Source organism: Diaphorobacter sp. ED-3 (assembly GCF_027625375.1).
In the GTDB taxonomy this organism is placed as follows: Bacteria; Pseudomonadota; Gammaproteobacteria; order Burkholderiales; family Burkholderiaceae_C; genus Diaphorobacter; species Diaphorobacter nitroreducens.
The window spans coordinates 476,742-503,137 of sequence record NZ_CP115182.1; the positions used below are offsets into that span (position 1 = coordinate 476,742).

At 58.6% G+C, this 26,396-nt stretch carries 26 protein-coding genes and 3 pseudogenes; 10 read left to right on the forward strand and 19 right to left on the reverse strand.

The window, feature by feature from the left end; genetic code table 11:
• Nucleotides 1–3: 3 nt before the first annotated feature.
• Genes PCQ86_RS02335 through PCQ86_RS02345 form a run of 3 tightly spaced genes read right to left on the reverse strand, consistent with a single transcriptional unit; the run spans nt 4 to nt 2,309 of the window.
• Nucleotides 4–702 (reverse strand): glutathione S-transferase N-terminal domain-containing protein, encoded by a 699-nt coding sequence (locus PCQ86_RS02335; protein ID WP_044398515.1) that lies wholly within the window; start codon nt 700–702, stop codon nt 4–6.
• 3 nt (nt 703–705) lie between these two features.
• On the reverse strand, nt 706–1,401 hold the full coding sequence (locus tag PCQ86_RS02340; protein ID WP_043387357.1) for a glutathione S-transferase family protein: 696 nt from the start codon (nt 1,399–1,401) through the stop codon (nt 706–708).
• A gap of 32 nt (nt 1,402–1,433) precedes the next feature.
• On the reverse strand, nt 1,434–2,309 hold the full coding sequence (locus tag PCQ86_RS02345) for an AEC family transporter (protein WP_044398520.1): 876 nt from the start codon (nt 2,307–2,309) through the stop codon (nt 1,434–1,436).
• A 93-nt stretch (nt 2,310–2,402) separates the two neighbouring features.
• Here PCQ86_RS02345 and PCQ86_RS02350 point away from each other — a divergent pair, with 93 nt between their 5' ends.
• A complete protein-coding gene (locus PCQ86_RS02350; RefSeq protein ID WP_084601294.1) occupies nt 2,403–3,167 on the forward strand; it encodes a helix-turn-helix domain-containing protein in 765 nt (254 codons plus the stop codon).
• An 87-nt stretch (nt 3,168–3,254) separates the two neighbouring features.
• Nucleotides 3,255–4,202 (forward strand): IS5-like element ISAte1 family transposase, encoded by a 948-nt coding sequence (locus PCQ86_RS02355; RefSeq protein ID WP_044398522.1) that lies wholly within the window; start codon nt 3,255–3,257, stop codon nt 4,200–4,202.
• Between the two features lie 65 nt (nt 4,203–4,267).
• Here PCQ86_RS02355 and PCQ86_RS02360 read toward each other — a convergent pair.
• Nucleotides 4,268–4,666: pseudogene (locus PCQ86_RS02360) on the reverse strand (Na+/H+ antiporter NhaA); the annotation flags it as partial.
• Nucleotides 4,590–5,537: an IS5 family transposase gene (locus PCQ86_RS02365; protein ID WP_043009032.1), complete on the reverse strand. Its 948-nt coding sequence runs from the start codon at nt 5,535–5,537 to the stop codon at nt 4,590–4,592. The gene PCQ86_RS02365 and the pseudogene PCQ86_RS02360, both read right to left, overlap by 77 nt.
• Nucleotides 5,538–5,724: 187 nt before the next feature.
• Here PCQ86_RS02365 and PCQ86_RS02370 point away from each other — a divergent pair, with 187 nt between their 5' ends.
• On the forward strand, nt 5,725–6,570 hold the full coding sequence (locus tag PCQ86_RS02370; RefSeq protein ID WP_003464995.1) for an AraC family transcriptional regulator: 846 nt from the start codon (nt 5,725–5,727) through the stop codon (nt 6,568–6,570).
• Nucleotides 6,571–6,599: 29 nt separating this feature from the next.
• Here PCQ86_RS02370 and PCQ86_RS02375 read toward each other — a convergent pair whose 3' ends face one another.
• Nucleotides 6,600–7,118, reverse strand: a complete 519-nt coding sequence (locus tag PCQ86_RS02375) for a YkgB family protein (protein ID WP_003464991.1) — start codon at nt 7,116–7,118, stop codon at nt 6,600–6,602.
• Nucleotides 7,119–7,993: 875 nt separating this feature from the next.
• Nucleotides 7,994–9,070 (reverse strand): annotated as a pseudogene (locus PCQ86_RS02380) (transposase); the annotation flags it as partial.
• A gap of 136 nt (nt 9,071–9,206) precedes the next feature.
• Here PCQ86_RS02380 and PCQ86_RS02385 point away from each other — a divergent pair.
• The gene (locus tag PCQ86_RS02385) at nt 9,207–12,122 is read left to right on the forward strand and encodes a Tn3-like element IS1071 family transposase (protein WP_003049965.1); all 2,916 of its coding nucleotides are present in this window, start codon (nt 9,207–9,209) and stop codon (nt 12,120–12,122) included.
• Nucleotides 12,123–12,362: 240 nt separating this feature from the next.
• Here the strand turns inward: PCQ86_RS02385 and PCQ86_RS02390 are convergent, their stop codons facing one another.
• Nucleotides 12,363–12,860: a GNAT family N-acetyltransferase gene (locus PCQ86_RS02390; RefSeq protein ID WP_086926369.1), complete on the reverse strand. Its 498-nt coding sequence runs from the start codon at nt 12,858–12,860 to the stop codon at nt 12,363–12,365.
• Nucleotides 12,857–13,138 carry a type II toxin-antitoxin system TacA family antitoxin gene (locus PCQ86_RS02395; protein ID WP_067511936.1) on the reverse strand — a complete coding sequence of 94 codons (282 nt, stop codon included), beginning with the start codon at nt 13,136–13,138 and terminating at the stop codon, nt 12,857–12,859. Before PCQ86_RS02395 ends, PCQ86_RS02390 begins: the two co-directional genes overlap by 4 nt.
• A 173-nt stretch (nt 13,139–13,311) precedes the next feature.
• Here PCQ86_RS02395 and PCQ86_RS02400 point away from each other — a divergent pair, with 173 nt between their 5' ends.
• From PCQ86_RS02400 to PCQ86_RS19815, 3 genes are all read left to right on the forward strand, one after another.
• Nucleotides 13,312–13,866: an antitoxin Xre/MbcA/ParS toxin-binding domain-containing protein gene (locus tag PCQ86_RS02400; protein ID WP_082763069.1), complete on the forward strand. Its 555-nt coding sequence runs from the start codon at nt 13,312–13,314 to the stop codon at nt 13,864–13,866.
• Complete coding sequence (locus tag PCQ86_RS02405) at nt 13,863–14,342, forward strand: RES family NAD+ phosphorylase (RefSeq protein WP_157667092.1); 480 nt, start codon at nt 13,863–13,865, stop codon at nt 14,340–14,342. The genes PCQ86_RS02400 and PCQ86_RS02405 overlap by 4 nt, the downstream gene beginning before the upstream one ends.
• Before the next feature lie 349 nt (nt 14,343–14,691).
• Entirely contained in the window at nt 14,692–15,102 is a 411-nt protein-coding gene (locus PCQ86_RS19815) for an IS3 family transposase (RefSeq protein WP_406562098.1), read from the forward strand.
• 67 nt (nt 15,103–15,169) lie between these two features.
• On the opposite strand, the gene PCQ86_RS02420 is transcribed toward PCQ86_RS19815, so the two are convergent.
• Both PCQ86_RS02420 and PCQ86_RS02425 read right to left on the reverse strand, forming a co-directional pair.
• The gene (locus tag PCQ86_RS02420; protein ID WP_198314750.1) at nt 15,170–15,598 is read right to left on the reverse strand and encodes a type II toxin-antitoxin system VapC family toxin; all 429 of its coding nucleotides are present in this window, start codon (nt 15,596–15,598) and stop codon (nt 15,170–15,172) included.
• A complete protein-coding gene (locus tag PCQ86_RS02425) occupies nt 15,595–15,849 on the reverse strand; it encodes a type II toxin-antitoxin system Phd/YefM family antitoxin (protein WP_067511925.1) in 255 nt (84 codons plus the stop codon). Before PCQ86_RS02425 ends, PCQ86_RS02420 begins: the two co-directional genes overlap by 4 nt.
• 704 nt (nt 15,850–16,553) lie before the next feature.
• Between PCQ86_RS02425 and PCQ86_RS02435 the strand changes: the two are divergent.
• Nucleotides 16,554–16,727: pseudogene (locus tag PCQ86_RS02435) on the forward strand (transposase); the annotation flags it as partial.
• A 36-nt stretch (nt 16,728–16,763) separates the two neighbouring features.
• A complete protein-coding gene (locus tag PCQ86_RS02440) occupies nt 16,764–16,979 on the forward strand; it encodes a hypothetical protein (protein WP_270174773.1) in 216 nt (71 codons plus the stop codon).
• 122 nt (nt 16,980–17,101) lie between these two features.
• Here the strand turns inward: PCQ86_RS02440 and PCQ86_RS02445 are convergent, their stop codons facing one another.
• The 8 genes from PCQ86_RS02445 to PCQ86_RS02480 form a co-directional block, all read right to left on the reverse strand.
• Nucleotides 17,102–17,587 carry a LysR family transcriptional regulator gene (locus PCQ86_RS02445; RefSeq protein WP_270174774.1) on the reverse strand — a complete coding sequence of 162 codons (486 nt, stop codon included), beginning with the start codon at nt 17,585–17,587 and terminating at the stop codon, nt 17,102–17,104.
• A 138-nt stretch (nt 17,588–17,725) separates the two neighbouring features.
• A complete protein-coding gene (locus PCQ86_RS02450) occupies nt 17,726–19,006 on the reverse strand; it encodes a TRAP transporter large permease (protein ID WP_270174775.1) in 1,281 nt (426 codons plus the stop codon).
• A gap of 1 nt (nt 19,007) precedes the next feature.
• Nucleotides 19,008–19,610, reverse strand: a complete 603-nt coding sequence (locus tag PCQ86_RS02455) for a TRAP transporter small permease (protein WP_270174776.1) — start codon at nt 19,608–19,610, stop codon at nt 19,008–19,010.
• A 42-nt stretch (nt 19,611–19,652) separates the two neighbouring features.
• Nucleotides 19,653–20,564 (reverse strand): NAD(P)-dependent oxidoreductase, encoded by a 912-nt coding sequence (locus tag PCQ86_RS02460; protein ID WP_270174777.1) that lies wholly within the window; start codon nt 20,562–20,564, stop codon nt 19,653–19,655.
• Nucleotides 20,564–21,628, reverse strand: a complete 1,065-nt coding sequence (locus PCQ86_RS02465) for a TRAP transporter substrate-binding protein (RefSeq protein ID WP_270174778.1) — start codon at nt 21,626–21,628, stop codon at nt 20,564–20,566. The genes PCQ86_RS02460 and PCQ86_RS02465 overlap by 1 nt, the downstream gene beginning before the upstream one ends.
• Nucleotides 21,629–21,670: 42 nt before the next feature.
• On the reverse strand, nt 21,671–22,657 hold the full coding sequence (locus tag PCQ86_RS02470; protein ID WP_270174779.1) for a Bug family tripartite tricarboxylate transporter substrate binding protein: 987 nt from the start codon (nt 22,655–22,657) through the stop codon (nt 21,671–21,673).
• Between the two features lie 613 nt (nt 22,658–23,270).
• Nucleotides 23,271–24,074: an enoyl-CoA hydratase/isomerase family protein gene (locus PCQ86_RS02475; protein WP_270174780.1), complete on the reverse strand. Its 804-nt coding sequence runs from the start codon at nt 24,072–24,074 to the stop codon at nt 23,271–23,273.
• Entirely contained in the window at nt 24,071–24,754 is a 684-nt protein-coding gene (locus PCQ86_RS02480) for a GntR family transcriptional regulator (protein WP_201395788.1), read from the reverse strand. Before PCQ86_RS02480 ends, PCQ86_RS02475 begins: the two co-directional genes overlap by 4 nt.
• 139 nt (nt 24,755–24,893) lie before the next feature.
• On the opposite strand from PCQ86_RS02480, the gene PCQ86_RS02485 reads away from it, so the two are divergent.
• Nucleotides 24,894–26,357: an NAD-dependent succinate-semialdehyde dehydrogenase gene (locus tag PCQ86_RS02485; RefSeq protein ID WP_270174781.1), complete on the forward strand. Its 1,464-nt coding sequence runs from the start codon at nt 24,894–24,896 to the stop codon at nt 26,355–26,357.
• Nucleotides 26,358–26,396: the final 39 nt, after the last annotated feature.

Here is a 26,396-nt window from a genome sequence, read left to right on the forward strand (position 1 = left end):
GAATCAAACTACTGTCTTTGCATCTTGACCAAACAAAATGGATTTGGCGTTCTGGTCCACAGTAGGCGCGGTATTGATCGACTTTGCGATGTCATAGGCCTTTTGTGTTGCCGGACGACTTCCAATCCGTTCAAACCATGAAGATAGGTAGGGGAACTGGCTCATGTCTTGTCGTTGGCGTTCGTGTGGGACAACCCATGGATAGGAGGCCATGTCGGCAATAGAGTACTCACCGCAAATGTATTCGCGACCATCTGATAGATGCTTATTCAGCACGCCATACAAGCGTGATGTTTCTTTGACATAACGATCAATGGCATACGGCAGTTGCTCTGGTGCGTACTGGACAAAGTGATGGTTCTGACCAGCCATTGGGCCTAGACCACCCATTTGCCAGAAAAGCCATTGCAGGCATTCATTTCTTCCACGTAAGTCCTGAGGGATAAATTGTTTCGTCTTGTCTGCCAAGTACAAAAGAATGGCACCCGATTCAAAAATGGCAATGGGTTCGCTTCCACCAACAGGTGTGTGATCTACGATGGCCGGTATGCGATTGTTGGGCGCAATTTTCAAAAAATCAGGAACGAATTGTTCGCCTTTGCTGATATTGATTGGTTTGATGTTGTAGTCAAGACCTGACTCTTCCAAGAACATCGTGACCTTGTGGCCGTTAGGTGTGGTCCAGTAATAAAAATCAACCATGCCTCACACTCCAGAGGCTTTCAGGCGCTCGTTAGATGGGAACAGCTTTTTGCGTGCGTCTTCATCCATTTCGGTTTTGAAAGCAAACTTGGTCTTCAAGGCTTCTGCTCGTTGCGCCGCAGGACGTGCGTTGATTTCATCAAGCAAGCGTTTAACGTGCGGCAGTTTTTCCCAAGCATCAGCACCCAATACAAAGGGGACGACGCGAGCCCAGCCCCATACCGACATGTCCACTATTGAGTAATCATTGCCCATCATGTACGGCTGATGTGCCAAGTGGTCGTTGATGAGGTTCCAATGACGCCATGCTTCAAAGTCATAGCGGTTCACTGCGTATTCTTTGGGCTCTGGAGCGAAGTGCTTGAAGTGGACAGCCTGACCACAGTAAGGGCCAATACCTGTGGCTACAAACATCAGCCATGAATACATCTCAGCTTTGTTCTTTGGCGTCCCTACAGGCACAAACTTGCCAATCTTTTCGCCCAAATAAAGCAACATCGCATTGCTATCAAAAACTCGAATGTCGTCGTCAAGCATGGCTGGCGTCTTCGCGTTCGGGTTGATGACCTTAAAGCTATCTGAGTGCTGTTCGCCTTTACGTGTGTCGACAGGAATGAGCTCATAGGGCTCTCCTGTCTCTTCAAGGTACAGGGCAATCTTTAAAGGGTTGGGCGAAGGATGGAAATAAAACTTGATCAAGATGAACTCCTTTTTGCTTATGAATGAAAAACTTAAATGAATGCCAGCCAAATCCCGAGTGGCAGAAAAGCCAGACTCAGTAAATGTCCAACGATGACTGTGGAAGCCACCTTGTTAGGCTCCACCTGAAATTTGTCTGCAAGCATGAAATTGAAGACTGCCGATGGCAAGCATGCAAAAAGGATCAATGCCCCACGCTCTAGTCCTTCCAATGGAATGAACCAAAGGGCCAAAAGTACAGCAGCAAGCCTGATGATCAAAATAAGCACGCCTGAGCGAACACCTACCCATGCGTCCGCCACTTGACTGCTGGCAAGTCTTGCTCCGAGTGACATCAACATCATCGGGACCAGTACACTGCCAATCATGGTGCAGGATGTTTGAACCCACTCCGGAAGTGTTATCTGCAATTGAGAACTAGCAACACCCAATACGGTTGACCAAACAAGTGGGTTGGCATAAACCATCCGCCAGTCAACTTTGCCGCTCATCACGCCAGCACCAAGCGTGAAATGCAGGATATTAGAAATCACCAACAAAACGACCGCGGGAGCCATGCCCTCGGGTCCATAGGCAAGTGCAATCAAGGGAATGCCAATTGGACCAACATTAGTGAACATGGCACACGGCAAAAATGCTTGCACTGATGCGCCTGAGAATTTTGCGAATGGCCAAGCGATCAGGCCAGTCAGAAGAATCAACACGATCGATGCCCCAGTGAAAGACATGGCAGAAATGGGATCGAATGATTTAGCGGACAACGAGATAAAAATCAAAATAGGCAGTGCGATGTCCACCACCAGTTTGTTGGCTCCCCCTAGGTCCGGTTTGACGCGTCGGCTGTAGAGAAAACCAACCAGCACAAGGGTAAAAATTGGCAGCGTGATGGATGCGATTTTTGAAAACATGTGCCCTCACTTGTTACGTGAAAAACTAGAACAGATTGCAGTATCCTGCACTTGGTGCAACAATTCGTACATATAAATTTGCAATTCGTACAAATGGACGCTCCGCGCTTAGATCGACTCACCGCCTTGCTTGAGGGACTTAGTCCGAAAGTAACCTTGGCAACTAAGCCAGACGGGTTTTCGCTGCACATCATCAAGACGGGGACATCTGATCATCCAACCGACAGTTTCTCGGGTATTCAGCAGGACGCCTTGTCATTGTTGGTTTGCCCTGCGGCGAGCTATTTTGAGAATCTTCTGCAAGCAGATCAGCAGTGCTGCATGAGCTTTGATGTTGTCTTTGATGGGCCAATGGGGCCTAGCTTCTTAGCGGAGCAATCTAAGCCAATCTCAATCGTCATGAAGGATGCTGATCCATCGTTGGTGCAAGTCATGATGCTGATTGCAAACGAAATGCAGGCCAGTCGTTGTGGACAACCCTTCTTCATGAATCGGGCAGGCGATATTTTGTTGGTTAGCTTGATGCGACACCTGACTTCTCGACCACAACAATCCACAGGGTTGTTTCAGGCTTTGTCAGATCCGCGGATTGCTAAAAGTTTGGTAGCGATGCATTCCAAGCCAGCCCATCCTTGGACCTTGGAAAGTTTGGCTAACTTGGCTGGAATGTCGCGAACATCATTTGCCAATTACTTCAAGGAAGTGATGCAGGTATCACCAGGAAAGTATTTAGAAAACTTGAGGTTAGCTATTGCGCGGCAATTGGTTGACACCGGTATCGGGTTGAAGCAAATTGCAACGCGAACTGGTTATTCCAGCCCATCAACATTATCTAGGGCGCTGGGTCGCGTTGCTTAGATGACAAATTGGCGTTACCCCCAAACAGCATAAGCCACAAGGGCTTTGTTGCACAAACCAGCCCCATTGCACTGGTAACCTCGGCGCATGAATGAACCCCAAGGGCCTAAGACCCGCTACAAGACCACCAACTGGGCTGCGTACAACGCCGCACTCAAGGTCAGAGGGGCGCTGACGATCTGGCTGGACAAAGACATGCAGTGGTACGCACCTGCCAGTGGCAAACGGGGTCGCCAGCAGACGTTCACGGATGCGGCCATCCAGTTTTGCCTGAGCATCAAGTGCCTGTTTGGCTTGGCACTGCGCCAGAGCCTGGGACTGATTCAGAGCCTGCTGCGTCTGGCGGGGCTGAATTGGCGGGTTCCCGATTTCAGCACCATCAGTCGCCGTCAGAGGACGCTGCAGGTGCAGCTTCCTTACCAGCGCAGCGCCACAGCGCTGGATTTGCTGGTGGACAGTACGGGCATCAAGTTCCTGGGTGAAGGGGAATGGAAACGCAAGAAGCACGGAGCCGAATATCGGCGGCAATGGCGCAAGGTGCACCTGGGCATTGATGCCCACACGCTGGAGATTCGGGCCATTGAAGTCACAGACAACAGCGTGGGCGATGCTCCCATGCTGCCCGAACTGTTGGCCCAGATACCGCTCGATGAGCCGGTGGCAAGTGTCGGTGGGGATGGAGCCTACGACACAAAGGGGTGCCACGCGGCGATAGCGCAAAGAGGTGCGCAGGCGGTGATTCCCCCGCGCAAGAATGCAAGGCCTTGGAGACAAACGCTGGAGGGAGCGGGCGGGCGCAACGAAGCCCTGCGAGCTTGCCAAAGGCTGGGGCGCCGTATCTGGAAGAAGTGGAGCGGTTATCACCGAAGAAGCCTGGTGGAAACCAAGATGCATTGCTTCAAGCGCTTGGGCGAGCGGGTGATGGCGCGAACGTTTGAGCGCCAGGTCACAGAACTGCATGTGCGGGTGGCTTTGCTCAACCGCTTCACACAACTTGGGCGCCCGGCAACGGTGCCTGTGCCTGCTGTGGCGTAGCTGCGTCTGGGGCTGGGGTTATCTCGGCTCGCTTCTGGTTTGTGCAACAAAGCCAGCCACAAGAATCCAATGGTGCCCGCTGTCACAGATGCCAGCAATATGGCAATCTTTGATGCATTGATCAATTCAGCCTCACCAGTGAAGGCCAGATTGGTGATAAAAATTGACATTGTGAAGCCTATGCCGCCCAGAAGTCCTGCGCCAAATACATTGACGCCATAGGAGCCGGTCAGGTCATAAAACGATTGGCCATCCAAGTCGGTCACATGCACACCAGCGGCTGATTGCAAGAACGAACCCACCTTCAAATGCGCTTGCACCAAGGGGCTGAACGGCTTTGTTGCACAAGTCGGAAGGCAGACGAGATTACCCCAGCCCCAGACGCAGCTATGCCATGGCACCCACGGGCACCGTGCTCGGGCGCCCGAGTTGCGTGAAACGGTTGAGCAGAGCCACACGCACATGCAACTCCACCACCTGCCGCTCAAACGTGCGCGCCATCACCCGTTGGCCCAGGCGTTTGAAGCAGTGCATCTTGGTCTCCACCAGACTTCTGCGGTGATAGCCGCTCCACTTTTTCCAGATGCTGCGCCCCAATCTGTCACAGGCTCGCAGCGCTTCGTTGCGCGCATGCGCTCCCACCAGGGTCGCCTTCCACGTCTGGGCGTTCTTGCGCGGGGGGATCACCGCCTGCGCATTTCGCTGGGCAATCGCCGCATGGCACGCCTTGGTGTCGTAGGCACCGTCCCCACTGACGCTGGCAATCGGCTCATCGGGTGGTATCTGCTCCAGCAACTCGAGCAGCATGGGCGCATCGCCCACGCTGTTGTCGGTCACCTCGATGGCCCGGATCTCCAACGTGTGGGCATCAATACCCAGGTGCACCTTGCGCCACTGGCGCCGGTACTCGGCACCGTGCTTCTTGCGTTTCCATTCGCCTTCGCCAAGGAACTGAATGCCGGTGCTGTCCACCAGCAGTTCCAGTGCGGTGGTACTGGCTCGGTAGGGCAGTTGTACCTGCAAAGTCTTCTGGCGTCGGCACACGGTGCTGTAGTCGGGCACCCGCCAGTCCAGGCCTGCCAGACGCAGCAGGCTTTCAACCATGCCCAGGCTTTGACGCAGGGCCAGACCGAACAGGCACTTGATGCCCAGACAGAACTGGATGGCTGCGTTGGAGAAGATGTGCTGGCGCCCGCGTTTGCCGCTGGATGGGGCGTACCACTGCATGCCTTTGTCCAGCCAGATTGTCAGCGACCCTCGGGCTTTGAGCGCGGCGTTGTACTCTGCCCAGTTGGTGGTCTTGTAGCGGGCCTTGGACCCCTTCGGTTCACTCATGTCTCGAGGCTACCAGCTCAGCGGACTGGCTTTGTGCAACAAAGCCCAGCCGAACTGGAAAGGGAGGCTGAGCTGCTCAGTGATCACTTTATCCGTTGGCTGATTTACGCCGGCATGTTCGCTACAGGCACTGAACGACAACGCAGATGGTATGGTCTGTGCGTTCTGACTCGTCAAGGATCGGCCAATGGATCGTTTGTCTAATTTGCTCTCGCGGTTCGGCGTGCGGGCCAATCTGTTCTATGACGGCGACCTATGCGGCTCTGCATCTTACGATGGCGCCGAGCGGCGAGGTTATATCCATCTGCTTCAGGCCGGCAGCGTGACGTTGCTTGGTCCCGATCGCAAGGATTTGCAGCTCACTCGCCCTAGCTTGATTTTTATGCCACGCCCCGCCAAGCATCAATTGTTTGCGGGTGAGTCCGATGGCGCAAAGTTGTTGTGTGCTTCCATGGAGTTTGAGGGCGGAATTGATAATCCTTTGTCGGCTTCATTACCGGACTGTTTGGTGCTCGCACTCGATGATCTGCCCATGCTGGCAGACACGTTGGAGTGGATGTTCGCCGAGGCGGCAAATGTGCATTGTGGAAGGGAAGCCGCGCTTGAGCGCTTATTTGAGCTCCTAATCATTCTGTTGCTCCGTTACCTGCTCGATCATCACCAGTTGCGCACCGGAATGATGGCTGGACTGGCCGACATGCGGCTTGCCCGATCGCTTTTACAGATGCACAACTCCCCGGAACATGCCTGGTCAATAGCAGAGCTGGCCAGTGAGTCAAATATGTCACGCGCTGCGTATGCCGTGCATTTCAAGAGTGTCATCGGACAGACGCCTGCTGATTATTTGTTGAGTTGGCGAGTTAGCCTGGCTCAGAAGCTGATGCGAGAAGGGCGCTCGATTACGCTGATTGCAGCTCAAGTCGGCTACGAAAGTCCTTCGGCGCTGTCTCGCGCATTTAGACGCAAGACGGGGTTGAGCCCTCGTGACTGGTTGAAAGATCTGGCGGGGGAAAATGACGGCAAAAAGGCCTAAGGCATTACTGCCTTAAGCCATTGAAAAAATTATGCATTAATTTTACGTTTTTCCAGTTCAACCAGCGAATGGCCTGCCACAAATATCGAAACAGCAAGCAACCCTAAGTCTTTAAGCAGAAACTGACCTGGCGCAACGGAAATCGCCGGAAACCCTAAACTAGGCTCAATGACGCCCGGAGTGGAAAACATAAAGCTAAGGGTTGTGAAGAACAGGCCTGCAGACAGAGCGCCTCCTACCACGGATAGTTTGGGTGACAGCATGCGGCCTGCGATCAGAGTGCCGATCGAAATCTCTAGTATGCCGAGCAGGCTGGAGAACATGTCGACCGAAAAAATGCTATACACCCATCCCAAAAGCGGGCTGTTGCTCACCAGTGGAACCAGGCCCTCGGCCTCGTAGTGGGTAAATTTCATGCCGCCGAACCAGAAGTAAATAATAGCGAGAGCCAAGTACGCGCCATAGATACCTAGCCCCATAGTTTTGGTTCCAAGCGTTAAGTGGGCCTGTACGCTGGACTTCGAGTTTTCAATGCCTATGGTTTTCATGTCTGAGCTTCCAGTAGTGAGTGAGAGTGTGTTGGCTGCCGAACGCCGTATGCGTTGGCGATGAGATGATTATGGCTGGCATCTCTAATCAAGAGGCATCAGAAAGTATTGATTTCAGTGCAGATCGTCTTGGGCGGTGCAATTCGCGATGAAGGGATCGCCGTGGAGAGCGATGAGTGCACTATTTCGATAAAGGAGTCGTTTTACATAGGTCGATGAAGCGCGTTGCGGCATCGCCTACTGTCATTTCTCAAATCTGACTATGGGGCTTGGGGCGAAGGGCGGCACTGACTAGGCTTAGAACAGCTACCAACTAGCCGCGCGGCCGCGATGCACAAAGAATGGTAACTGAGCCGTGAGTGCGGTGGGCGCCCGCATTTATTTCCAAACCCTACAGATACATCGATCTTCGACTTCAACCGGGCAGATAGCTGTTGCAGCAAGCCTATCAATCGACTTTGACGTGTTAAAGAGGATAGGTTTTCCAGGGTTGGGGAACAGCATGCCCTGCAGAACGACACACGTCACTTTTGTTAAATTAATATTGATCCGGCACGGTTTATTGCAGAGTCCCGATGCCGTTCAACTTGAGCCCGTCGAGGGGCTTCGACACCTCAGCCCGAGCAAGGTTTACGAATAAAGCCTGCCGGATCAATAAGTTAGCTACCTATTGGGCAACGGATAGGCGTTTTAACCGCATGAGGCCAAGTATCGCACCGCGGAAGCGCCATCAAGCCGGCTGAGACACTCGATTTTCCCGCCCAGGTGTCAGGTTCACCACCAGGGTTTGGCGTTCAGGAGAGTGATTTGCGGCGCTCGGCGTGTACCGGGCGCAGAGCCAGTTCGCGGCAAGTCAAAATCGCCGCTTTGTTCATTCACCAACTGATGCGCTGATCGACCTCAAAGTCCGGTGCCGGTTGCGCCGCTAGGTCCCAGTCTGCTGGCTCGGTTTGCGCCCCGTCATCCATCTGCGCATCACTACAGTCATCCCACAGCGGTGGCCCGCGCGCCGGGGAGATGCGGGGTGGCTCTGAATCTGCCCCGATGTGGTCCAGGATGTGCCGGATGTCAGCGCTGTGCGTAATGAACGCGATGATGCGCATATGCCCGCCACACAGCGGACACAAGAGGGGGAACACCTCGTAGATGCGGGCGATCAGCACCGCCCACAGGTAGTGCGCTGCACGCTTGGGCAGCACCGGCTCGCTCTGGGATGGCAGCGCGCTGCTCATCGGTACCACACCAGGCGCGCACTCCCCCGTGCTGATCGACGCGCCCAGCACGGGAGCGGCTTGCGCCGGTGTCGCCAGCGCCGTCACCGCAGCCCTGAGCGGCGAGTTGGGTGCCAACACGCCAAAATAGCGGTGCCGGTGGGTGCGTGGCGGGGGAACCAGCGCGGCAATGCGGTCGATCAGCTCCAGCGGTGTGAGGTGCAGCTCATCAACCTTGGCACCGCGCTTGTCGCTGGTGGGTTCGCTGCGCTGCTTGCCGCAGCGGTACACCAGTTTGCTTCCCTCTTTGCGCAGCCTGTCCATCGCAAAGGGTGGGCGGGCGCAATAGCGCAAGAGCCGCTCAAGGCCTGGACGGTCGTGGGATTCAATGCACACCCCGGCATCCACCGAGAAACCGCTGTGTTTGTACCCCAGCATCTCTTTTGCCTCGAAGTTCTCCAGCTGCCCGCGGCCCACAAAGGCGCGCAGGATACGTTTTTGCAGTGTGGTCTGCACTTGTGCCACGGGTGTCGCATCGATGCCGGTGGCAGGGTGGAATACGACACCTGACGCAGAGACTTGCATTGCGGCATCAGCGCTGCCCTCGCCTGCCACTTCCTCAAACACCCCGTCCACCACACAAACGTGGAAGTGGACGTGTTCATTGAGGCTGGAGCCGAATCGGTGAATGAAGGCGATGGCACCGATGTGCAGGCCTGCCTTGTCCATATGGGGGTCTCCTCGTTTTCAGTGCAATAAGTGACGGTACGCAAAGCTAGCACTGGCGCGGGGGTGGTCTGGGTAGACCGTTGATTTCATTGACTTTCCTGTTCGCTTTGTAAACGGGTATGGTGGCCTCCCACTTTTGAGGTTCACGATGCAGGGTTGGCACACAACGTTTTTGGGGATGCGTGGGCTCCCCCGCGATATCAGCGACTTCGAGATGAAGGCATTTTTCACCTTCGATGGTGCCGAGCGCGACGCAATCAATGCACGCCGAGGTGATTCCCACAAGCTTGGTCTGGCGCTCCATATTGGTTTCCTGCGCATGAGTGGGCGTTTGCTCGGTGCCTTTCGGGTAATTCCAGTAGCCTTGTGGCGCCACCTTGGCAACGAGCTTGGCATTGCAGCACCAGAAGTCGCCTCGCTGAGAGCCATGTATGAACGCGGGCGCACGCTATTCGATCACCAACAAGTAGCCTGCACGGTCCTTGGATTCCAGTGGATGAGCGAGCACCAGCGCCGCTCACTGGTACGTGAACTGCGCGACGAAGTGGCGCGCTGCGCCGACCGCGATCAGCTACTCGTGCGGGCGCGTCAATGGCTGTACAAGAACAAGCTGGTGATCGTGCACGAGCGGGCAATTCGGACACTGATTGCGGCGGCACTTGCCCAGCTTGAAGTTGAAACAGGCACCGCCATCGCCGCCAGCGTTGATCCAGCAACACTTGATCGCTGGCGAGCCTCAGTTTCAGAGCTGCGCCCAGATGGACAAACCCAGCAGAGTTGGCTATGGGCTGCACCGGCGAAACACTCAACCCGCCAAATCAGCGAGGTACTGGAGCGCATCGACCTGCTTTACACGCTGGACGTTCATAAGCACCTGGCAGACATCCCCGATCTCATCTTGCGCCGCTACGCGCGCCGACTTGTCTCCAGGCCGCCCTCAGCCGGAGCCAAGATCAAAGAGCCAGCGCGCACCGTGGAGGTCGCATGCTTTCTTCGGTATTGCCTGTTCACCACCACAGACCAGTTGATCCTTATGGTGCAGCGCCGGATCGCCGATCTGTGGCGTCAGGCTGCCGCCGATGTCCCCGCTACCGTCAATTGGGCCGCAATGTACAAAACGCTGCTCGGCGAACTTGTTGCCTTGAGCGCGCAAGGTGCGGTGCCAGATGCTGAGTTGCGTGCCCGTCTTGAAGCCTTGATCACCGAAACCCAGAAACGCAAACCACCGAGCAGGGCCTCCCTGGTCCGCGAGGGATTGATTGATGGAATTCGCCCCGTGCGGTCGTTGCTCGTCGCCATTGCAAAGCTGCCCTGGCAGGCCACCGGCGAGCATCCTGCCATCGAGTACCTTGCCAAGCTGCAAGCTTTATATCTCAAAGGATCCAGAAAGCTGCCAGTTGAAGTGGTGGCACCAAGTCTGGGAATGATCTGGCAGGTTTCGATCTCCAGCCCAGACCGGGAACGGGCGTTTCAGGCGTTGGAGGTGGCCACCCTGTTTGCCCTGCGCCGCGCGGTGCGCAATGGCTCGGTCTGGATTGAGCACAGCCTGAGCTTTCGGGGTCGTGCGCGCTTGTTCTTCACGGACGAGCGTTGGCAGGCAGAGTCCAAGAAACACTATGCCCGTCTATCGTTACCCAGCAAGGCTGCCACTTTCTTGAAGCCTTTGCTGGCCAGAGTAACTGCCGGTGTCGATGCGGTGGCCGCTGCAGCCCGCAGTGGCGTACTGCGCGTGGATGATGAACTCCATTTGTCGCCATTGCCCGCAGAGGACGAAGACCCAGAAGTGACCAAGCTGCGCGCGGCTTTGGATCACCGCATCGGTGAGGTTCAATTGCCGGAAGTGATTCTGGCCGTTGACGCCCAGGTGCGCTTTAGCTGGATCATGCTCGGACGTGAGCCGCGCTCTACCGACGAGCTGCTGATGGTCTATGCCGGCATCATGGCCCACGGCACCAGTCTGACTGCGGTCGAATGCGCGCGCATGATTCCGCAATTGTCTGCCACCAGCATTCGCCAGGCCATGCGCTGGGCGCGGGACGAACGGCGTCTGAGCCAGGCCTGCCAGGCTGTGCTGGAATTCATGCAGCGACACCCGATTGCCGCCACCTGGGGGCGGTCCGATTTGGCATCTTCTGACATGATGAGCATGGAGACCACCAAACGGGTGTGGCAAGCCCGGCTTGATCCTCGGCGCAACACACCTTCCATTGGAATCTACTCCCATGTAAAAGACCGGTGGGGCATCTTCCATGCGCAGCCCTTTGTGCTCAATGAGCGCCAGGCGGGCGTGGCCATTGAAGGTGTCATCCGCCAAGAAAAGCTGGAGACCAGCCAGCTTGCTGTGGATACCCATGGCTACACCGACTTTGCCATGTCACATGCCCGTTTGCTTGGTTTTGATCTTTGCCCGCGGTTGAAGGAACTCAAACAGCGCCACCTCTTTGTGCCACGCGGCACCAAAGTGCCCGCAGAAATCGCTGCGGTGTGCGAAGCCAATGTCGACGTCGCTTTGATCGAAAAGCATTGGGATAGTCTGGTGCACCTGGCAGCCTCGGTCATGAGCGGACATGCCAGTGCGGTGGCAGCTCTTGCGCGGTTCGGTTCTGCCGCCCAGGGCGATCCAATCTATGAGGCTGGCGTGCAATTGGGGCGGTTGCTGCGTACGGCGTTTTTGGCTGACTACTTTGTCAAGGACGCTTTCAGGAACGAGTTGCGCCGGGTGCTCAATCGGGGCGAGGCTGTTAACGCCCTCAAGCGCGCCATTTATACCGGCCGGATCAGCCCGGCGCAGGCCAAACGTGTCGATGAAATGCAGGCTGTGGCCGATGCGTTGAGCCTGATGGCCAACATCGTGATGGCGTGGAATACCTCACAGATGCAGGCGGTCCTGGATCGCTGGTCGAACCGCCGCCAGGTCATTCCACCGGAACTGATCGGGAAGATTGCGCCCACCAGGCTGGAGAGCATCAACTTGCGGGGTGTGTTTCGCTTCCCGGTTGACCGCTATGCTGACCAAATCCTGCCTTCGCGGCCAAATGCATCGATAACTGGCACCAATGGATGAAACCGACCACGGTTTGACGCCACGAATCGCAGATTTGAAAGTGAACAGGAAAGTCAATGAAATCAACGATCTACCAACACCACCTCCGCGCCAGTGCTAGCTTTTCGTACCGTCACTTATTGCACTGAAAACGAGGAGACCCCGAGAAGCCTTGCTGAGAAGATGGCGCGGCGTGGCGTCGACGTGGCTGGGGTGTTCTCGAAAACCGTTCTCAATTCAAACGGCTTGGAACGGCGAGTTTCAAGAACGCAGGACGGTAGCCAGCGGCAAGAACAGGGTAAGCGGCGAGTCTGGCAAGGCAATGAAGCCGTGATGCCGGTAGAAAGCCGCTGCCGCCTCGTCCTTGGCGTCCACCATCAGGGCGAAGGCGGCAATCTCCGAACGGGCGGCACGGTCGAGCGCATCGGCCAACAGAGCACCACCTAGACCTTGGCTCTTGAAAGCCTGATCGACAGCCAAGCGGCCCATCCGAACGGCTGGCACGGTCGGATAGCGCGGCAGTTTCTTGACGGTGCTGGCCGGAAGATCGGCCAGCAGCAGGCTTGCCGAGGCCAAGGTGTAATAACCAGCGATGCGCGACCCATCTGCCAAAGCCACGAAACAAGCAGCCACGCGGCGGCGAACGTCTTGGGTGGCTTGCTCGCGCAGGTAGCGATTCAGCGGCTCCGAATCGCTGTTGAACGCGGTGCGGTCATGCCCGGCATCAAGCGACGCGAGCCGGAACGGTGCACCGCTCATTCAGCGCGCAAGAGCTTGCTGCGACGGGCAAAGGCACGTTCCAGAGCTGGAGCCGGTAGCGGCGGCGACAGCAGCGCTTGTGCAAAGCATTCCTGATCGGCCAGCGAAAGCCGGATAACTTCCGCTTGCTCAATGGCGCGTTGCGCTGCGTCTTGGACGGCGGACACAACGAAATCGGTCATGGTGCGGCCTTGAAGTTCAGCGGCACGCTTGAGCATTGAATGCAGATCGGTGCTGATTCGGGCTTCGAGACGGGCGGTAGAGATGGCGACGGGCATGGCTTTGTCCTCCTGATCCAATGATACGGCAAATTGCCGTACAACTCAAGGCGGAATTTTCGGCGATTCCGGCTTACCGCACGATCTCTTCCGTTTTCTGAAGCGGCCCCCAGTAGCCACGCCCACGCCTCCAGGTCGTTGCAATTGCATCGGAGCCGTGATTAAATCGCATCATGATTGCCGACCCAACTCCCACCCCCCCCGCTACCGCTGCACGCTTGTCTTCGTTGGCTGAGCTGTGGCAGTACATCGATGATGCAGCGCCCGCACCAAAGAACACCTCGACTGCAAGAACAGGCCTTGCCAAGGTAAAAATGGGCGTGAAATTCGGAAAGAGGACTTACGCCGTTGCCATCGACAATGAGCATGCCTACCGGATTCTCAAGCGCGGCATCTCCAGTAAAGCAATCGGGCCTCTTGCTGCCTTTCTGGGCCTGGGCAAGGGCAATGTGGCTGAGTACCTGGATATGGACCGGGTGACCGCCAATCGGCGTGCTCAGAAAAATCAACCACTCCCAGACCATGCGGCGGAAGGCGTCTTGCGCCTACTTGAGTTGAACCGGATGGCCGTTGATACTTTCTCGACCGAGGAAGAAGCCACAAGATGGTTACGCCAGCCTCATCCCATGCTGGATGGCGACACGCCCCTTGATGCTGCGAGAAACTCATTTGGGAACGAGCGCGTCAAAGAGATTCTTGTCGCTATCAAATACGGCGGTGCCGTTTGAGCACCACCGTCTGGCGCATAGGCTTTGTACCGAGCCCGCAACCTGCTATTGCAGCCATCCTCGGATCGCTTGGCTACGGTTCAACCCTGGCCAATGGCCGTTGGCATACCAAAGGGCCTGCGCAGATCGTTTATGCGGGCTCCAGTCGGGCCCTGTGCCAGCTGGAAAAGCGCGTCCACTGCAACGGAGCCAATCCTGCCAATCAAGCCCTCATGCGCCTTGAATTGCCCGCCAGATCGGAAATCCTGCATGCGGCAGATCTGGGCCTCCCAAAGGACTGGCATGACCACATGGCAGCGACACAATCCATCGGCATGAACTGGCTTGCGTCCGGGGCGAGCCTGGGTCTTTGGGTGCCGTCATTTGTCGAGCGCGACGAAATGAACCTGCTGATCAACCCGGCCCATTCCCAATACGGGGCCATCCGGTTGGTCGTCGAGCGCAACCCTTTCGAATTCGACCCTCGCCTGTTTTAACGCATTGCCTAGGCCAACAGCGGCAGAAACCAGACGGCTCTTGGCACGGGTCTTTCATGCCATGAAGGGGCAGGGCGGGGCCTTCACACAAGGCCCCCGAGCACGTAGAATGGACGGTATTTCCTTTGGCGATCTTGGCCTCGTGCCAACCTTTCTTTTTATCAACCCCGATGGGCACCTCATGCCCCATCCGGGGCTGGTGCCCAGCTTCAATTCATGGAGATGGATATGACAAAACAAACCGCTACATCTGGCCAACCGAAATACGCCTTGGGCCAGTTGTTGACGCCGACCGAAAACTGACCCACTGGGGGTGCGGCGGAAATCTTGGACTACCTGGAGGTAGTTCATTTATTCATACGAAGACCGCATCCGAGCGGTCACGCTCTACATCAAGCTGGGCAAGCGCACCGGGGCGACTATCCGCCAGTTGGGCTACCCGACGAAGAACTCTTTGAAAAGCTGGCATGAGGAGTACGAGCGGCGCCTGGACCTGTCGTCCGGCTACGTGCGTTCGAAGCCGAAGTATTCTCAAGTTCAGAAGGAGCAGGCTGTCAAACACTACGCCGAGCACGGGCGCTGCATCGCCACCACGGTCGAGGCGTTGGGCTATTCTCGGGACTGGAAGGGCACGACCATCGAGCAGTTCATTGAAGTGGTCGACTCGTACATCCGCTGGTACAACGAGAAGCGGATCAAGATCTCCCTTGGGGCCCTCAGCCCGATCGAATACAGGGTGAGTCTTGGACTTGCGGCATAAAACCAGTCCAAGTTTTTATCCGCACCCCCTTACCACAGCCATGTCGTGTAATGTTCATGGGCAGCGGTCACCGCACCGCCTCCCACGGATTGAGAATGATCGCGCCCGTTGGCTGGAAATCAGCAACGTTGCGAGTAACCATCGTCATGCCGTGCACAAGGGCCGTTGCCGCAATGAGTGCATCGCGCTCGCCGCGCTTGTCGGGGACATGCAACCGTGCGCAGCGTTGCGCCACGGCGGTATCAATAGGCAGCGTGCGGCCGGAGAACTCGGGCAATACGTGCTGCTCCAGCCATGAGCGCAGCATGGCCCCCTGGGTGGCGTCCTTGCGTTCAATCGACAGAACGCCAAGCTCCAGCTCCATGATGGTGATGGCTGACACAAAGAGATCGGCGGCATCAACGCTTTCCGCCCATGCGGTCACGTTCGCATCGGCCTTGCCACTGCGTACCTTGCGCAGCTCCGACACCACGTTGGTATCAAGAACAAACATCATGTGAAATCAACCGGCCGGGGTTTGATGGTCACACGCGGCGGCACAAACTCGATGTCGGCGATACCCGGCATTGCCAGCGCATCGGCAATGTTGCGCCGCTGCTTGGTGAGCCGCTGATACTCCTCAAAGCTCATCAGCACATGGGCCGGTCGGCCGCGATCTGTAATGAACACTGGCCCGTTGTTTGCGGCCCGTTTTGCCTCGCTCGCCCCTTGGTTGAACTCGCGGCTTGATAGGGTGGTGATGGTCATAACTGCACCTCCGATAGGCGATAAATGTAGCCATGTTACTACAACATAAAAAAGGGAGCAAGCGTTTTTAGAGTCGGCAAACGGTGATTTCCTAGCCCTGCCGCCCGGGCCTTTGACAGGATGGCCGCTGCCTCGGCCCAAATGCCCGTGATCTTTTCCTTCGCCATGTTGGTGCGCAGGTACCATTCAGTTCGGAGACCGCATCTCCGTCAACTGAAGTCCGAACCGTTTACACAGAAATTCGGACACGCCCTCCTGCCTCCGTCCTCAACTACGGAGATCACGATGGCGACTACGCAAGAGTATCTGAGCAGGAGTCGGCTGTTTCGGCGCCTGAGAAGCGGTATCTACGGCCCATTTATCGAGCTGTATGGGGCGGGCACGCCTCGTGGAGGTCGGGCTCTCCAAACCCGGCACGTGGCGCTCCCTCAACAAGGTCAGCAATTCTCCTGGCTTGGATGGCACCCTTGAGCCCCAAACGTACAATCGCCCGCGGGCAGCCAGCGGATGCAAGTAGCCGGCCGCGCACAGCACCGCGTGTAGCGCATCGGCCGTTTGCCCCTTGAGCCAACACCGGTCCATGCGGTTGTCGTGTTTCAGATGCCCGATGCTGCGCGGGTTGCTGCGAGCCATGATGGCGACCGGGCCGCTGCCGCTCAAGGTGCTGCGTGTGTCTGAGGTATATCGCTAATTAGACACCCCTAAGTATTGCCGCGTTGTACAAGCATCGCTGTCAGGTGGAGTTGTTCTTCAAGTGGATCAAGCAACACCTGCGCATCAAGTTAAGCGGCTTGAAGACCCGGCGGGGCAGGAAGCAAGAGGCCAAGAGTCATCAATTGCGAGTGGCGCTTCGGGCCGTTTTTGCGGGATCAGCGTGACAATGTGTGCCTGTTGAGCGCAAATGAGGGCTCGTGATGTCCCAATTGGGATGGGTGCAAATCCTGTATGATCAACAACTTACGTCGATTGGTTACTTATTGAGTGCAAAAATTGCTATTGAAACGCAGCAATTTTTTTGCCCTCCGAAGCCGAGGGTCGTGGGTTCGATCCCCGCCAGCCGCGCCAAAATCAATGACTTACGTGGGTTTTCCATGGCCCAGGCAGTAGTCAAGCAATCTTTTCAGCATTGAAAATTGAACCTGCTGTGGGCTGTCCTGCCACGGAGGACTATGGTCGTGGCCTGCATTCGCACGGCTCCATGGCCCATCTACGGCCCACGCGTGGCCCAGCAACAGCCTGGAGTCCGTTGCTTTCAGGACTTTTTGACTATTGGCCCGCTGGCCCATGGAAGTCTCTCTTGATTAACGCGGGAGATGGCCGGACGGGGTACGGACGGCCACGCAGGGTTTGAACCATCTATCCCGCCCCACGCGCTGGAGATTTGTCGCAAATGAGCAAATGCGGCCAGTTTGTCTGAAAAATCAGACTTGCGCAGGGCATTCGATGGCGATCCGCGAGAGGGTAATTGCATGTTCGCGTCAGTGGCGGAACTGCAGCGGTTGCAGGCCTCGAAGCGGATGAGGAGCTTTTGTGCTTCTTTCAGAAGTTTCAGCCCCGCTGGCGTCAAGTCCAGTTTTCGGGGAAGTCGGATAAACAATGGTGCGTCCAGTTGATCTTCCAGATCACGGATCGCCCGTGAAAGCGAGGCCTGATCAATATGGATTCTTTCGGCGGCACGGCGGAAGTTGAGTTCCTCAGCAACCGCGATGAAGTAGCGAAGATGTCTAAGTTCGATCATTCAAACCCTGCCCCGCTCCCTCTGTAATGCACTCTTCCGGGCTAAAACACGCCACGAGCAATTGCATTGTGAGCGCCCCGGCTACGCGGGGCGTTATGAAGCTCAACCATTCCTCCGAGCCTAAGAGAAGGCCAATGCTTATCCACCTAAGAGCCTGGCCGGCCAGATCACCAACTGAGGGAAAAGGACCATCAGAAACATCATCGCGAACTCCGCTGCCGCGAAAGGCAGAGCGCCCCGCGTCAGCTCGTCCATCCTCATTCTCCCGACACCTGCGACAACATTTAGTACGACGCCAACAGGCGGAGTGATCAAGCCTATTGAGTTGTTGATGATGAAAAGGACACCGAAGTAGATCGGGTCGATCCCCGCTTTGGTGATGATCGGCATCAGGACCGGCGTGAGAATCAGGATCGTGGGCGTCATGTCCATCGCGGTACCTACCGCCATGACCAAAGCCATGATGAGGAACATCAGGAGCATCGGACTCGAGATAAGCGGTTCGAGCAGTTCCACCAACATGGTAGGCAGATCGGCGACGGTGATGAGCCAAGCAGACACCATGGCAGCAGCGACCAGGAACATCACGATGCCACTTGTCTTGGCCGCCGAGACGAAGAGGGCATAGAACTGGGAGGGCTTCAGCTCCCGATAGACGACCGTGGCGACGAACAACGCATAGACAGCAGCCACAACGGCCGCCTCGGTGGGTGTGAAGACACCGAAACGCAAGCCAACCAAGATGATCAAGGGCAGCAACAGTGCCCAGGTTGCCTCCCGCAGAGCTTTGAGTACCTCGGTCGAGGATTTGCGTGCGGGAGGAATTACTTTCTCACGGCGAACGAGCCACCACCAAGTGAACCACAGGGATGCGCCAATCAGCAGACCCGGAAAGATGCCCGCCAGAAAGAGCTTGGATATGGAGACATTGGCAGTGACGCCGAAGATGACGAAACCGATGGACGGCGGAATGATCGGTCCGATGACCCCCGAAGCGGCAATGAGGCCGCCTGAACGGCTCTTGTCATGACCAGCTGCGACCATCATCGGAATGAGCAATGCCGCCAAGGCAGCGGCGTCGGCCACTGCGGATCCTGACAGTGCGGAGAGCAGGCACGCCGACACGATCGCAACGTAGCCCAAGCCTCCACGAATGTGTCCAACGACGGCCAGTGCGAGGTTGATGATGCGCCGTGACAACCCGCCCTGGTTCATGGCCTCGCCGGCGAGCATGAAAAAGGGTACCGCCAGCAGAGGGAAGCTGTCGGCGCCGTTGATCACGTTCTGCGCAAGGATCTGAGCATCGAACATGTCGAGATGCCACATGAGCGCGACTCCACACAGAAGGAGCGAGTAGGCGATGGGCACGCCGATGGCCATGCACCCGAGCAGGGCGCCGAGGAAAACTGCAATCGTCATATCAGGAGCCTTGCGTACCGGAGCGGTTGTTCGCCTGCGGCAGTCGTTCGTTCGCGTCACGTTGCGCGATCTCTGCATTGATGCGGTCGATGTCGGCTTGCTCTTCCGACTCATGCACCATCACCAGTTCATCCTCTTGCAACTGACCGGTGAGGGCTCTCCAGAGATCGTGGAAGAGGAAGACAATGGCAGAGACGCCATAGACAACGCCGACGAAGTAGAAGATCGCCACCGAAGCGCCAGAGGTCGGTGCTCTGACATCCCAGTTGACCAGTGTCTGCTGCCAGCTTCCACTCAACAGCAGCCAGGTCGCGTACAGCATCAGCCCGTGAGAGACGATGAGGCACATCTTCTTGCCCCACACTGGAAGCCTTCGGATCAGCGCGTCGGTCCCCAGGTGCGCGTGTTCGCGGACTGCGACGATGGCCCCGAGAAAGGTCATCCATACGAAGAGCCAGCGCGATACCTCTTCCGACACGGGAATGCCGGAATTGAAGCCGTACCGCAACACCACATTGGCGAAGACCATCACCACCATGAGCGCAAGAAGTACCGCCATGACAGCCTCTAGGCTGCGGCAATAAAAGGAAAATAGTCGGGTCATTCAATACCCCAGATATTTCAAACGAGGTGTTTCAAAGGGCACTCAAACGCCGGGCCGCGTTGCGTAGAGTCGGGCAATGGATACGGTCTCGTCGTCTCCGTGGCCGCTCTGCACGAAACTCGCGTACTGGGCGGTCGCGGCTTCGAGCACGGGGAGATTGAGCTGAATGCCGTGCCGAATTGACTCGACATGGCCCAGGTCCTTCAGCAATTGCGCGGCGCGCCCTGTGGGTGGGACGAAGTCTTCCGATGCCATCCGTGGCCAGGCTCTCTGAAGCGCCTGCGAGTCCGCCATGCCTCCCGCCAAGCTTGTTGGCACAAGTGCCGGATTCAGGCCGAGTTCGCGGGTCAGCGCCAGTGCCTCAGCGAGCAGCACGAACGTTCCGCCCACCAGAGCTTGGTTGATCGCCTTCATGGCCTGACCCGATCCGACGTCGCCGACACGGGTTGAGCGTGCTGCCAGAACTGCAAGGATGGGCTGGACCCTGTCCAGGGCATCGGTGCTGCCACCGGCCATGATGGTCAGTCCGCCTGTTTCGGCGGCGGCTGGTCCGCCGGATACGGGCGCATCGATCCATTCGATGCCGTAGGCGTGCGCGCGCTTCGCAATGTCCCTGCTCTGCTCAGGCGCCAGTGTCGAGAAGTCCAGCACCAAACGCGGACGCCGGCTGTGTGCTTCAGCGACACCCTGGGGACCGAATACCACGGCGTCGACCGCGACGTGATCCAGAACGCACAGGCAGATGATGTCGCACTGTTCGGCCACGTCGGCGGGCGATTGGGCACGGCTTGCACCGGCCGCCGCCAATGCGTCGCATCGCTCCGCCTCGCGATTCCAGCCGACCACTGCGAAACCGTGCGTCGCCAGACGCCGCGCCATCGGCAGGCCGAGCAGGCCCAACCCGATGAAGCCCACACGGTTGCCGTGTGCTTCGAACGTCTGCGCGTGGTGCATCACTGCCGGGCAGACGTGGCGGTGGCGCGTACCCGGGCGACTTCGTCGCGCAGTTCCTTGGTGATGGCTGCACCCGAGTCCTGTGCGAGTTTCTCCGAGACCGGCTGCACCTTCTGGCGCAGCCGCTCGACCTCGGCCGGTGCCAACTCGTTGACCTTCAGGCCCGCCGCCTTGATGGTCTCCAGGGCCTTGGCCTCTGCATCGCGGGACACCTTGCGCTGGTAGGGCTTGGCTTCATTCGCTGCTTCCAGCAGGATCTTGCGCTCGTCCTCTGACAGCTTGTCCCAGGTTCTCTTGCTCGCGACGACGAGCAGAGGGTTGTAGGTATGGCGAGTGATCGACAGGAACTTCTGTGCTTCATGCAGCCGCGAACCGACAATGGAGGTGAGCGGGTTCTCCTGACCGTCCACGGCACGGCTTTCCAGCGCGCCGTAGAGCTCGGGGAACGACAACGCGACGGGGTTGGCATCCAGCGCACGCATCATGTCCACGTAGATTGGGATCTGTTGGACCCGGACTTTCAGCCCACGAAAGTCCTCGATCGTGTTGATCGGCTTGGTGCTCGTGGTGAAGTTGCGAAAGCCATGGTCCCAGTAGCTCAGGCCCACGAGGTTCTTGCTGGGCAAGATGGCCAGGAGCTTGGCGCCGAACGGTCCGTCCAAAACGGCATCCGCTTCCGCGGCGCTCTGAAACAGGAACGGCATGTCGAACATCCCGAATTCCTTGCTGACGCCCGTCAGCGAGCCGGGCACCATCACCGAAAGGTCGATCGTCCCGCCCTGCATCGAGGACACGATCTGCATGTCGCTGCCCAGCGTGCCGCCAGGGTAGAGCCGGACGACCAGCTTGCCGGCGCTTTTTGCGTTGACCAGTTCGGCGAAACGCTCAGCACCCATGCCATGCGGATGCTCCTTGACGTTCACGAAAGACATGCGCAGGATCTTCTTGTCCTGGGCATGGGCATTGAAACCGCCGCCGAGCATCAGCGCCATACCGAGCAGTCCTGCGCCGATCGCTCTGCCGAAAGGGCGCAGGTGCGGGAACTTCAGAATCGAAGGGATCATTGGGTTGTCTCCTGGAATTGACGCTATCGCGCCGTTAAAGAACTAGCTGCCGCTCTGGTCGAACTTGATGCCTTGGCTTTGCACGATGGACTTCGCACGTTCAAGGGCCTTCTTGATCTCCCCTCCGAACTCTTCCGGTGTGGTGCTGACCGGCTCGGAGCCGGTCTGCACGACGCGCGCCTGCACGTCGGGCTGAGACATGACCTTCTTCGTGACCGCGTTGAGCTTCGTCTGGATGTCGCGGGGCAGGTTCGCAGGGGCTACCAGGCCGTACCAGACGCCGTCATTGATCGCGCCAAGGCCCAACTCCGCGTAGGTGGGAACCTCTGGCAAGATGGCTAGCCGCGTGGGCCAGGCCACAGCCACGGGTCGAGCGCGCTTGCTTTGGATTGCTTGGATCGACCCAGGCATGCTGTCGAAGAACAGTTCCAGTTGGCCCCCAATCAGGTCCGTCAATGCGGGGCCGGAGCCGCGGTAAGGCACGTGGGTCAATTGGGCCCCGATGAGGGACGAGAAGAGCGCCCCCGTGAGGTGGTGGACGCCGCATGTTCCTCCCGTGGCGTAGCGCACAGCGCCAGGGGCTTTGCGTCCGATGTAAGTCTTCAGGTCCTCAAAGTTCTGGGCCGGCACGTCCATGTTCATGACCAGCACGTTGGGTGTGCGGGCCAGATTGCTGATCGGCGTGAAGTCCTTGACGGGGTCGTATCCTCCCTTGGGATTGCAGGCGACATTGGCCGCATGCGTTCCGACCGTTGCCAAGCCGAGCGTGTAGCCGTCGGCGGGTGACTTCGCGACCGCCAAGGCCCCGATCGCCCCGCCCGCTCCGGCGCGGTTGTCCACGACGACAGGTTGACCGAGTTCCCTGCTGGCGGCATCTGCCCAGATCCGGGCCACGATGTCCGTAGCCCCGCCGGGTGCGAAGCCCACAACGAGGCGGATGGGTTTGGTGGGGTACGACTGGGCTGAGGCGCAGACCGCCGTGGTCATCAGCAGGCAGGCGGCAGCAATTCGGCGAACACAGGGCATCATGTTTGTCTCCTTGTTTGTGGGCTTTCCTGCGTTAAGTGTTCCACGTACTTTTTAAAGTGTCAACACATAGAGGCCAAGTGCATGCTTTAAATCTCGAGCATCTGGGCCATGTGCTGGCAATTGATCGCCGCATGCGCAGGCCAACGTCAGCGGCGGGCGCGCGTGCCGAGCCTGAGGGGATGGCTGTGGTTGCCGTGGCGTGGCATGGCTCAAGGGCCAGGTGGTCCGGCCAAGGCGTATTCGGTGACGGCGGCCGACGGCGGTGGGAGTCGTTCAAAGGCGTGCGGCAGCTGCTTGTGAGGGGGGGGGGGCGCTCGGGCGGGCAAGCCTTCGTCCACTCGCAACCAAGCCCGATACTGAGGCGCCGGCTGCTTGAGAAGGGCGCGACGTTCGGGCGATTTCGAATATGGCTCGCCTGCACTGCGTCAGCGCTGATCCGGGAGCGCCGTATGTCCCTGGCGCGGATGGCCGGCGATCTGGGGTTCAGCGACGCGACCACCTTCCCTCAGGCGAACAAGACATCGACCAGCGTTGCGCTGAGTCGTGCCAGGGTGGCGCCAAGCGCCTCAAAAGCTCACATGGTCAGCAGTTTCTGGTCACTGCGACGTGCGTCTCAGTCCTGCCGCCACTGGGGTACGCGCTTCTCAAAGAAGGCCTCATAGCCTTCGCGTGCGGCAGGCAGTTGGTAGGCGTGTACGAAGCACTCTGCTTCATATTCCAGGTGGGCGCGGAACTCGGAGCGGAATGTCCGGTCGGCGAGGCGCGTCATCGCTTGGATGGAGGACTTCGGCTGCGCCGCAATCTCGCTCGCAAGCGTCTGTACCCGTTCGTCGAGTGCTTCGTCATCGACCACCTCGTCGATCACGCCGAGAGCAAGGGCCGTCGTCGCGTCGAGCGATTCGCCGGTGTAGAGCAGCCGCTTGGCCAGCGAAGGGCGGATCTGGCGGGTGAGAAGGACGATGCCCCCGGTGCCCGGCCATGCGCCCCGCTTGACTTCAGGCAGGGCCAGCGTAGCGCTGCGGGTAGCGATGCGGTAGCTGCACCCGAGTGCCAGCTCGAGTCCACCGCCCATGCATGCGCCACGGATGGAAGCGATGGTCGGCACGTCGAGTTCGACCAGGGCAAGGATCATCCGGTGCGCGTTATGCACATGCGCGCGGGCAACCGCGGGGTCGAAGCGCTGCGGATACTCGCGCAGGTCGGCACCGGCGCAAAAGCTTTTCGGGCCGCTGTCGAACACGATGCACCGCACGTTCGGATCTTCCTGGGTGGACAGGAAGAACGAACCCAGTTCCCTGCGCACGACCTGATTCAGTACGCCGAGCGGCGGGTTGTCGATGGAAACGTGGCGCACTGCGGCCGTCGAGCCTGCTCGTACGGAGAGGGCGCTCCATGATGGAGTCGTGTGGTCGTTCATGGGTGGGGAATGGAGCGGGTTACCGTGTCGAGCATCCGTTGCTTGCCGGTGAGGATGTGGCTCTCGAAGCAGTCGGCCGCTTCGGCGACCTTGCCGTTTCGCAGTGCCTCGACGAGCGCGGAGTGCTCCGCATGCGACAACTGCATCTGGGCCATGGTGTACACGCCCTTGCGCAGGTACAGGCTCAGTTCGGCCTCGATGGTGTTGTTGAGCTCGATCAGCCGGGGGTTCTTGGTGATGGCCATGAGGTGCTCATGGAAGGCATTGTTGAGCTGATGGTATGTGCCGCCATCGCGGTTGTTCAGTGCAGCTTCCATCTGCGCCATCAGATCCAGCAGACGTTTTTCTTCCTCAGCCTCGAGGCGGGTGGCAGCCAGGCGGCCGGCGGTGCGAGCAATTCCAGCGCGGATGTCGTACAGATCCAGCGCCGCTTCAAGCGACACCTTGCGTACCTCGGCGCCTCGGTTGGGAATGATGCGCACGAGGCCGCTGCGCTCGAGTGAGCGCAGAGCCTCCCTGGCCGAATTGCGTCCCACGCCCAACTCTGCGGCGAGGGCTTGCTCGTTGACCCGTTCGCCCGGCTGAAGTGTGCCGTCCGCAATCATCTGCCGCACTCTGTCTTGGATCTCGTCCAGTCGTGTCGCGATCACCTCGGCGTCTCGAACTGCAGCTTTGCTCATGGTTTTTGGAAGAAGTTTTTATTAAGTCTACAGCACAAAACAAATCCCATGTGATATGCGCGCACTTCAAATTCAAGTGTTGACACTTGAGGCGATATTGTTATGATTCGACGATCTTCATCGCTCGGCGGATCACATCATGGAACTTCAGGACCTCTACGCCTCCCACGGGCAGTTCATCGGCGGGTCATGGCGCCGCGGCGCTGCGGATGCATGCGTCATGCTCAATCCAGCCACCGAGGAGCCGTTGGGTGAGGTGGCTCAAGCGGATGCGGCACAAGTGGCCGAGGCCATCGCCGCCGCCTACACGGCGCGGGGCAGCATGCGTGCCCTGACGGCGTGGAACCGCTCCGCCTTGCTGCGCCGGGCCGCCTCACTGATCGATGAGCGGGCCGAGGCACTCGGGCGGCTGGTGGCGCTGGAAACTGGCAAGCCGGTTCGGCAGGCGGTTGGCGAGGCCAAGGCCTCCGCCGAATCCGTAGACTGGTTCGCCGACGAGGCGCGGCGTGTGTTCGGCCTGAGCTACGAAAGCCGTGTGAAGGGAGACCGGTACCTGGTGCATATGGAGCCCCTGGGCGTGGTCGCGGCCTTCGTGCCCTGGAACTTTCCTTTGCTGCTCCTGGCCCGCAAGATGGCGCCGGCCCTTGCGGCCGGCAATGCCCTGGTGATCCGTCCGTCCAGCGAGGCTGCCGGCGCGACCATGGCCCTCGTCAAGTGTTTCGAGGATGCGGGCTTCCCGGCGGGGGCCATCAATCTGGTCGTCGGCCGCCCGGCCGAGGTCACCCCCACGATCATGGACGATCCCCGGGTCGCCAAGGTCAGCTTCACCGGCTCGGTGCCCATCGGCCGGCAGATCGTGCAGCAGTCGGCCACCACGCTCAAGCGCGTCAGCATGGAGTTGGGCGGCCATGCGCCGGTGATCGTGCACGCCGATGCCGACATCGACGCCTTTGCTCGCCTAGCCGCGGCAGGCAAGTTCCGCAACGCGGGCCAAGTGTGCGCGGCGCCGACACGGTTCTACGTCCACGAGTCCGTGGCGGCGCAGGTCGAGGAGAAGCTAGCGGCAGCAACGCGGGCATTGAACGTCGGCTCGCCGCTGGCCGATGCCACGGACCTGGGGCCGCTCACCACCGCGCGCCGCCGCGCCGCCATCGAGGAGATGGTGGAACAGGCTGTTGCCGGCGGGGCGCGGGTGGTGACGGGAGGGCGGCGGCCCGCAGGCTCGGACCGCGGCTACTTCTACGAGCCAACGTGGCTCACGCAGTTGCGGCCGGACGCCTCGGTGCTCAATGACGAGCCGTTCGGGCCGCTGGGCACGCTGGCGCCTTTCTCGACTCTCGACGAGGTGGTGACCGAGGCCAACCGCCTGCCCTTTGCGCTCGCCGCCTACGTCTTCACCCGCTCGCTGGCCAAGGCCCATGCGACCGCCGACCGCCTCGAGGCTGGGGTCATCGGGATCAACACCTTCGTCGCGTCCACCGCCGAAACCCCCTTCGGCGGAGCCAAGGACAGTGGCTATGGCCGCGAGGGCGGCCCGTACGCCATCCGGGACTACCTCGACACCAAGTTCATCAATGTCGCGATGCCGGCCGATGCCGAATGACGCGGCTAGCGATGGCCCACCACACTAAAGAGCACCAGG

Excerpts from the sequence above, each read along its gene's own strand:
- PCQ86_RS02370 (WP_003464995.1), top strand. The coding sequence starts at position 5,725 with ATGGATCGTTTGTCTAATTTGCTCTCGCGGTTCGGCGTGCGGGCCAAT.
- PCQ86_RS02395 (WP_067511936.1), bottom strand. The coding sequence starts at position 13,138 with ATGCCCGTCGCCATCTCTACCGCCCGTCTCGAAGCCCGAATCAGCACC.
- PCQ86_RS02465 (WP_270174778.1), bottom strand. The coding sequence starts at position 21,628 with ATGATCCCTTCGATTCTGAAGTTCCCGCACCTGCGCCCTTTCGGCAGA.
- PCQ86_RS02440 (WP_270174773.1), top strand. The coding sequence starts at position 16,764 with ATGTCCCAATTGGGATGGGTGCAAATCCTGTATGATCAACAACTTACG.
- PCQ86_RS02350 (WP_084601294.1), top strand. The coding sequence starts at position 2,403 with ATGGACGCTCCGCGCTTAGATCGACTCACCGCCTTGCTTGAGGGACTT.
- PCQ86_RS02355 (WP_044398522.1), top strand. The coding sequence starts at position 3,255 with ATGAATGAACCCCAAGGGCCTAAGACCCGCTACAAGACCACCAACTGG.
- PCQ86_RS02420 (WP_198314750.1), bottom strand. The coding sequence starts at position 15,598 with ATGATGTTTGTTCTTGATACCAACGTGGTGTCGGAGCTGCGCAAGGTA.
- PCQ86_RS02475 (WP_270174780.1), bottom strand. The coding sequence starts at position 24,074 with ATGAACGACCACACGACTCCATCATGGAGCGCCCTCTCCGTACGAGCA.
- PCQ86_RS02365 (WP_043009032.1), bottom strand. The coding sequence starts at position 5,537 with ATGAGTGAACCGAAGGGGTCCAAGGCCCGCTACAAGACCACCAACTGG.
- PCQ86_RS02400 (WP_082763069.1), top strand. The coding sequence starts at position 13,312 with ATGATTGCCGACCCAACTCCCACCCCCCCCGCTACCGCTGCACGCTTG.
- PCQ86_RS02455 (WP_270174776.1), bottom strand. The coding sequence starts at position 19,610 with ATGACCCGACTATTTTCCTTTTATTGCCGCAGCCTAGAGGCTGTCATG.
- PCQ86_RS02470 (WP_270174779.1), bottom strand. The coding sequence starts at position 22,657 with ATGATGCCCTGTGTTCGCCGAATTGCTGCCGCCTGCCTGCTGATGACC.
- PCQ86_RS02385 (WP_003049965.1), top strand. The coding sequence starts at position 9,207 with ATGCAGGGTTGGCACACAACGTTTTTGGGGATGCGTGGGCTCCCCCGC.
- PCQ86_RS02450 (WP_270174775.1), bottom strand. The coding sequence starts at position 19,006 with ATGACGATTGCAGTTTTCCTCGGCGCCCTGCTCGGGTGCATGGCCATC.
- PCQ86_RS02390 (WP_086926369.1), bottom strand. The coding sequence starts at position 12,860 with ATGAGCGGTGCACCGTTCCGGCTCGCGTCGCTTGATGCCGGGCATGAC.
- PCQ86_RS02345 (WP_044398520.1), bottom strand. The coding sequence starts at position 2,309 with ATGTTTTCAAAAATCGCATCCATCACGCTGCCAATTTTTACCCTTGTG.
- PCQ86_RS02485 (WP_270174781.1), top strand. The coding sequence starts at position 24,894 with ATGGAACTTCAGGACCTCTACGCCTCCCACGGGCAGTTCATCGGCGGG.
- PCQ86_RS02445 (WP_270174774.1), bottom strand. The coding sequence starts at position 17,587 with ATGATCGAACTTAGACATCTTCGCTACTTCATCGCGGTTGCTGAGGAA.
- PCQ86_RS02425 (WP_067511925.1), bottom strand. The coding sequence starts at position 15,849 with ATGACCATCACCACCCTATCAAGCCGCGAGTTCAACCAAGGGGCGAGC.
- PCQ86_RS02480 (WP_201395788.1), bottom strand. The coding sequence starts at position 24,754 with ATGAGCAAAGCTGCAGTTCGAGACGCCGAGGTGATCGCGACACGACTG.
- PCQ86_RS02460 (WP_270174777.1), bottom strand. The coding sequence starts at position 20,564 with ATGCACCACGCGCAGACGTTCGAAGCACACGGCAACCGTGTGGGCTTC.
- PCQ86_RS02335 (WP_044398515.1), bottom strand. The coding sequence starts at position 702 with ATGGTTGATTTTTATTACTGGACCACACCTAACGGCCACAAGGTCACG.
- PCQ86_RS02375 (WP_003464991.1), bottom strand. The coding sequence starts at position 7,118 with ATGAAAACCATAGGCATTGAAAACTCGAAGTCCAGCGTACAGGCCCAC.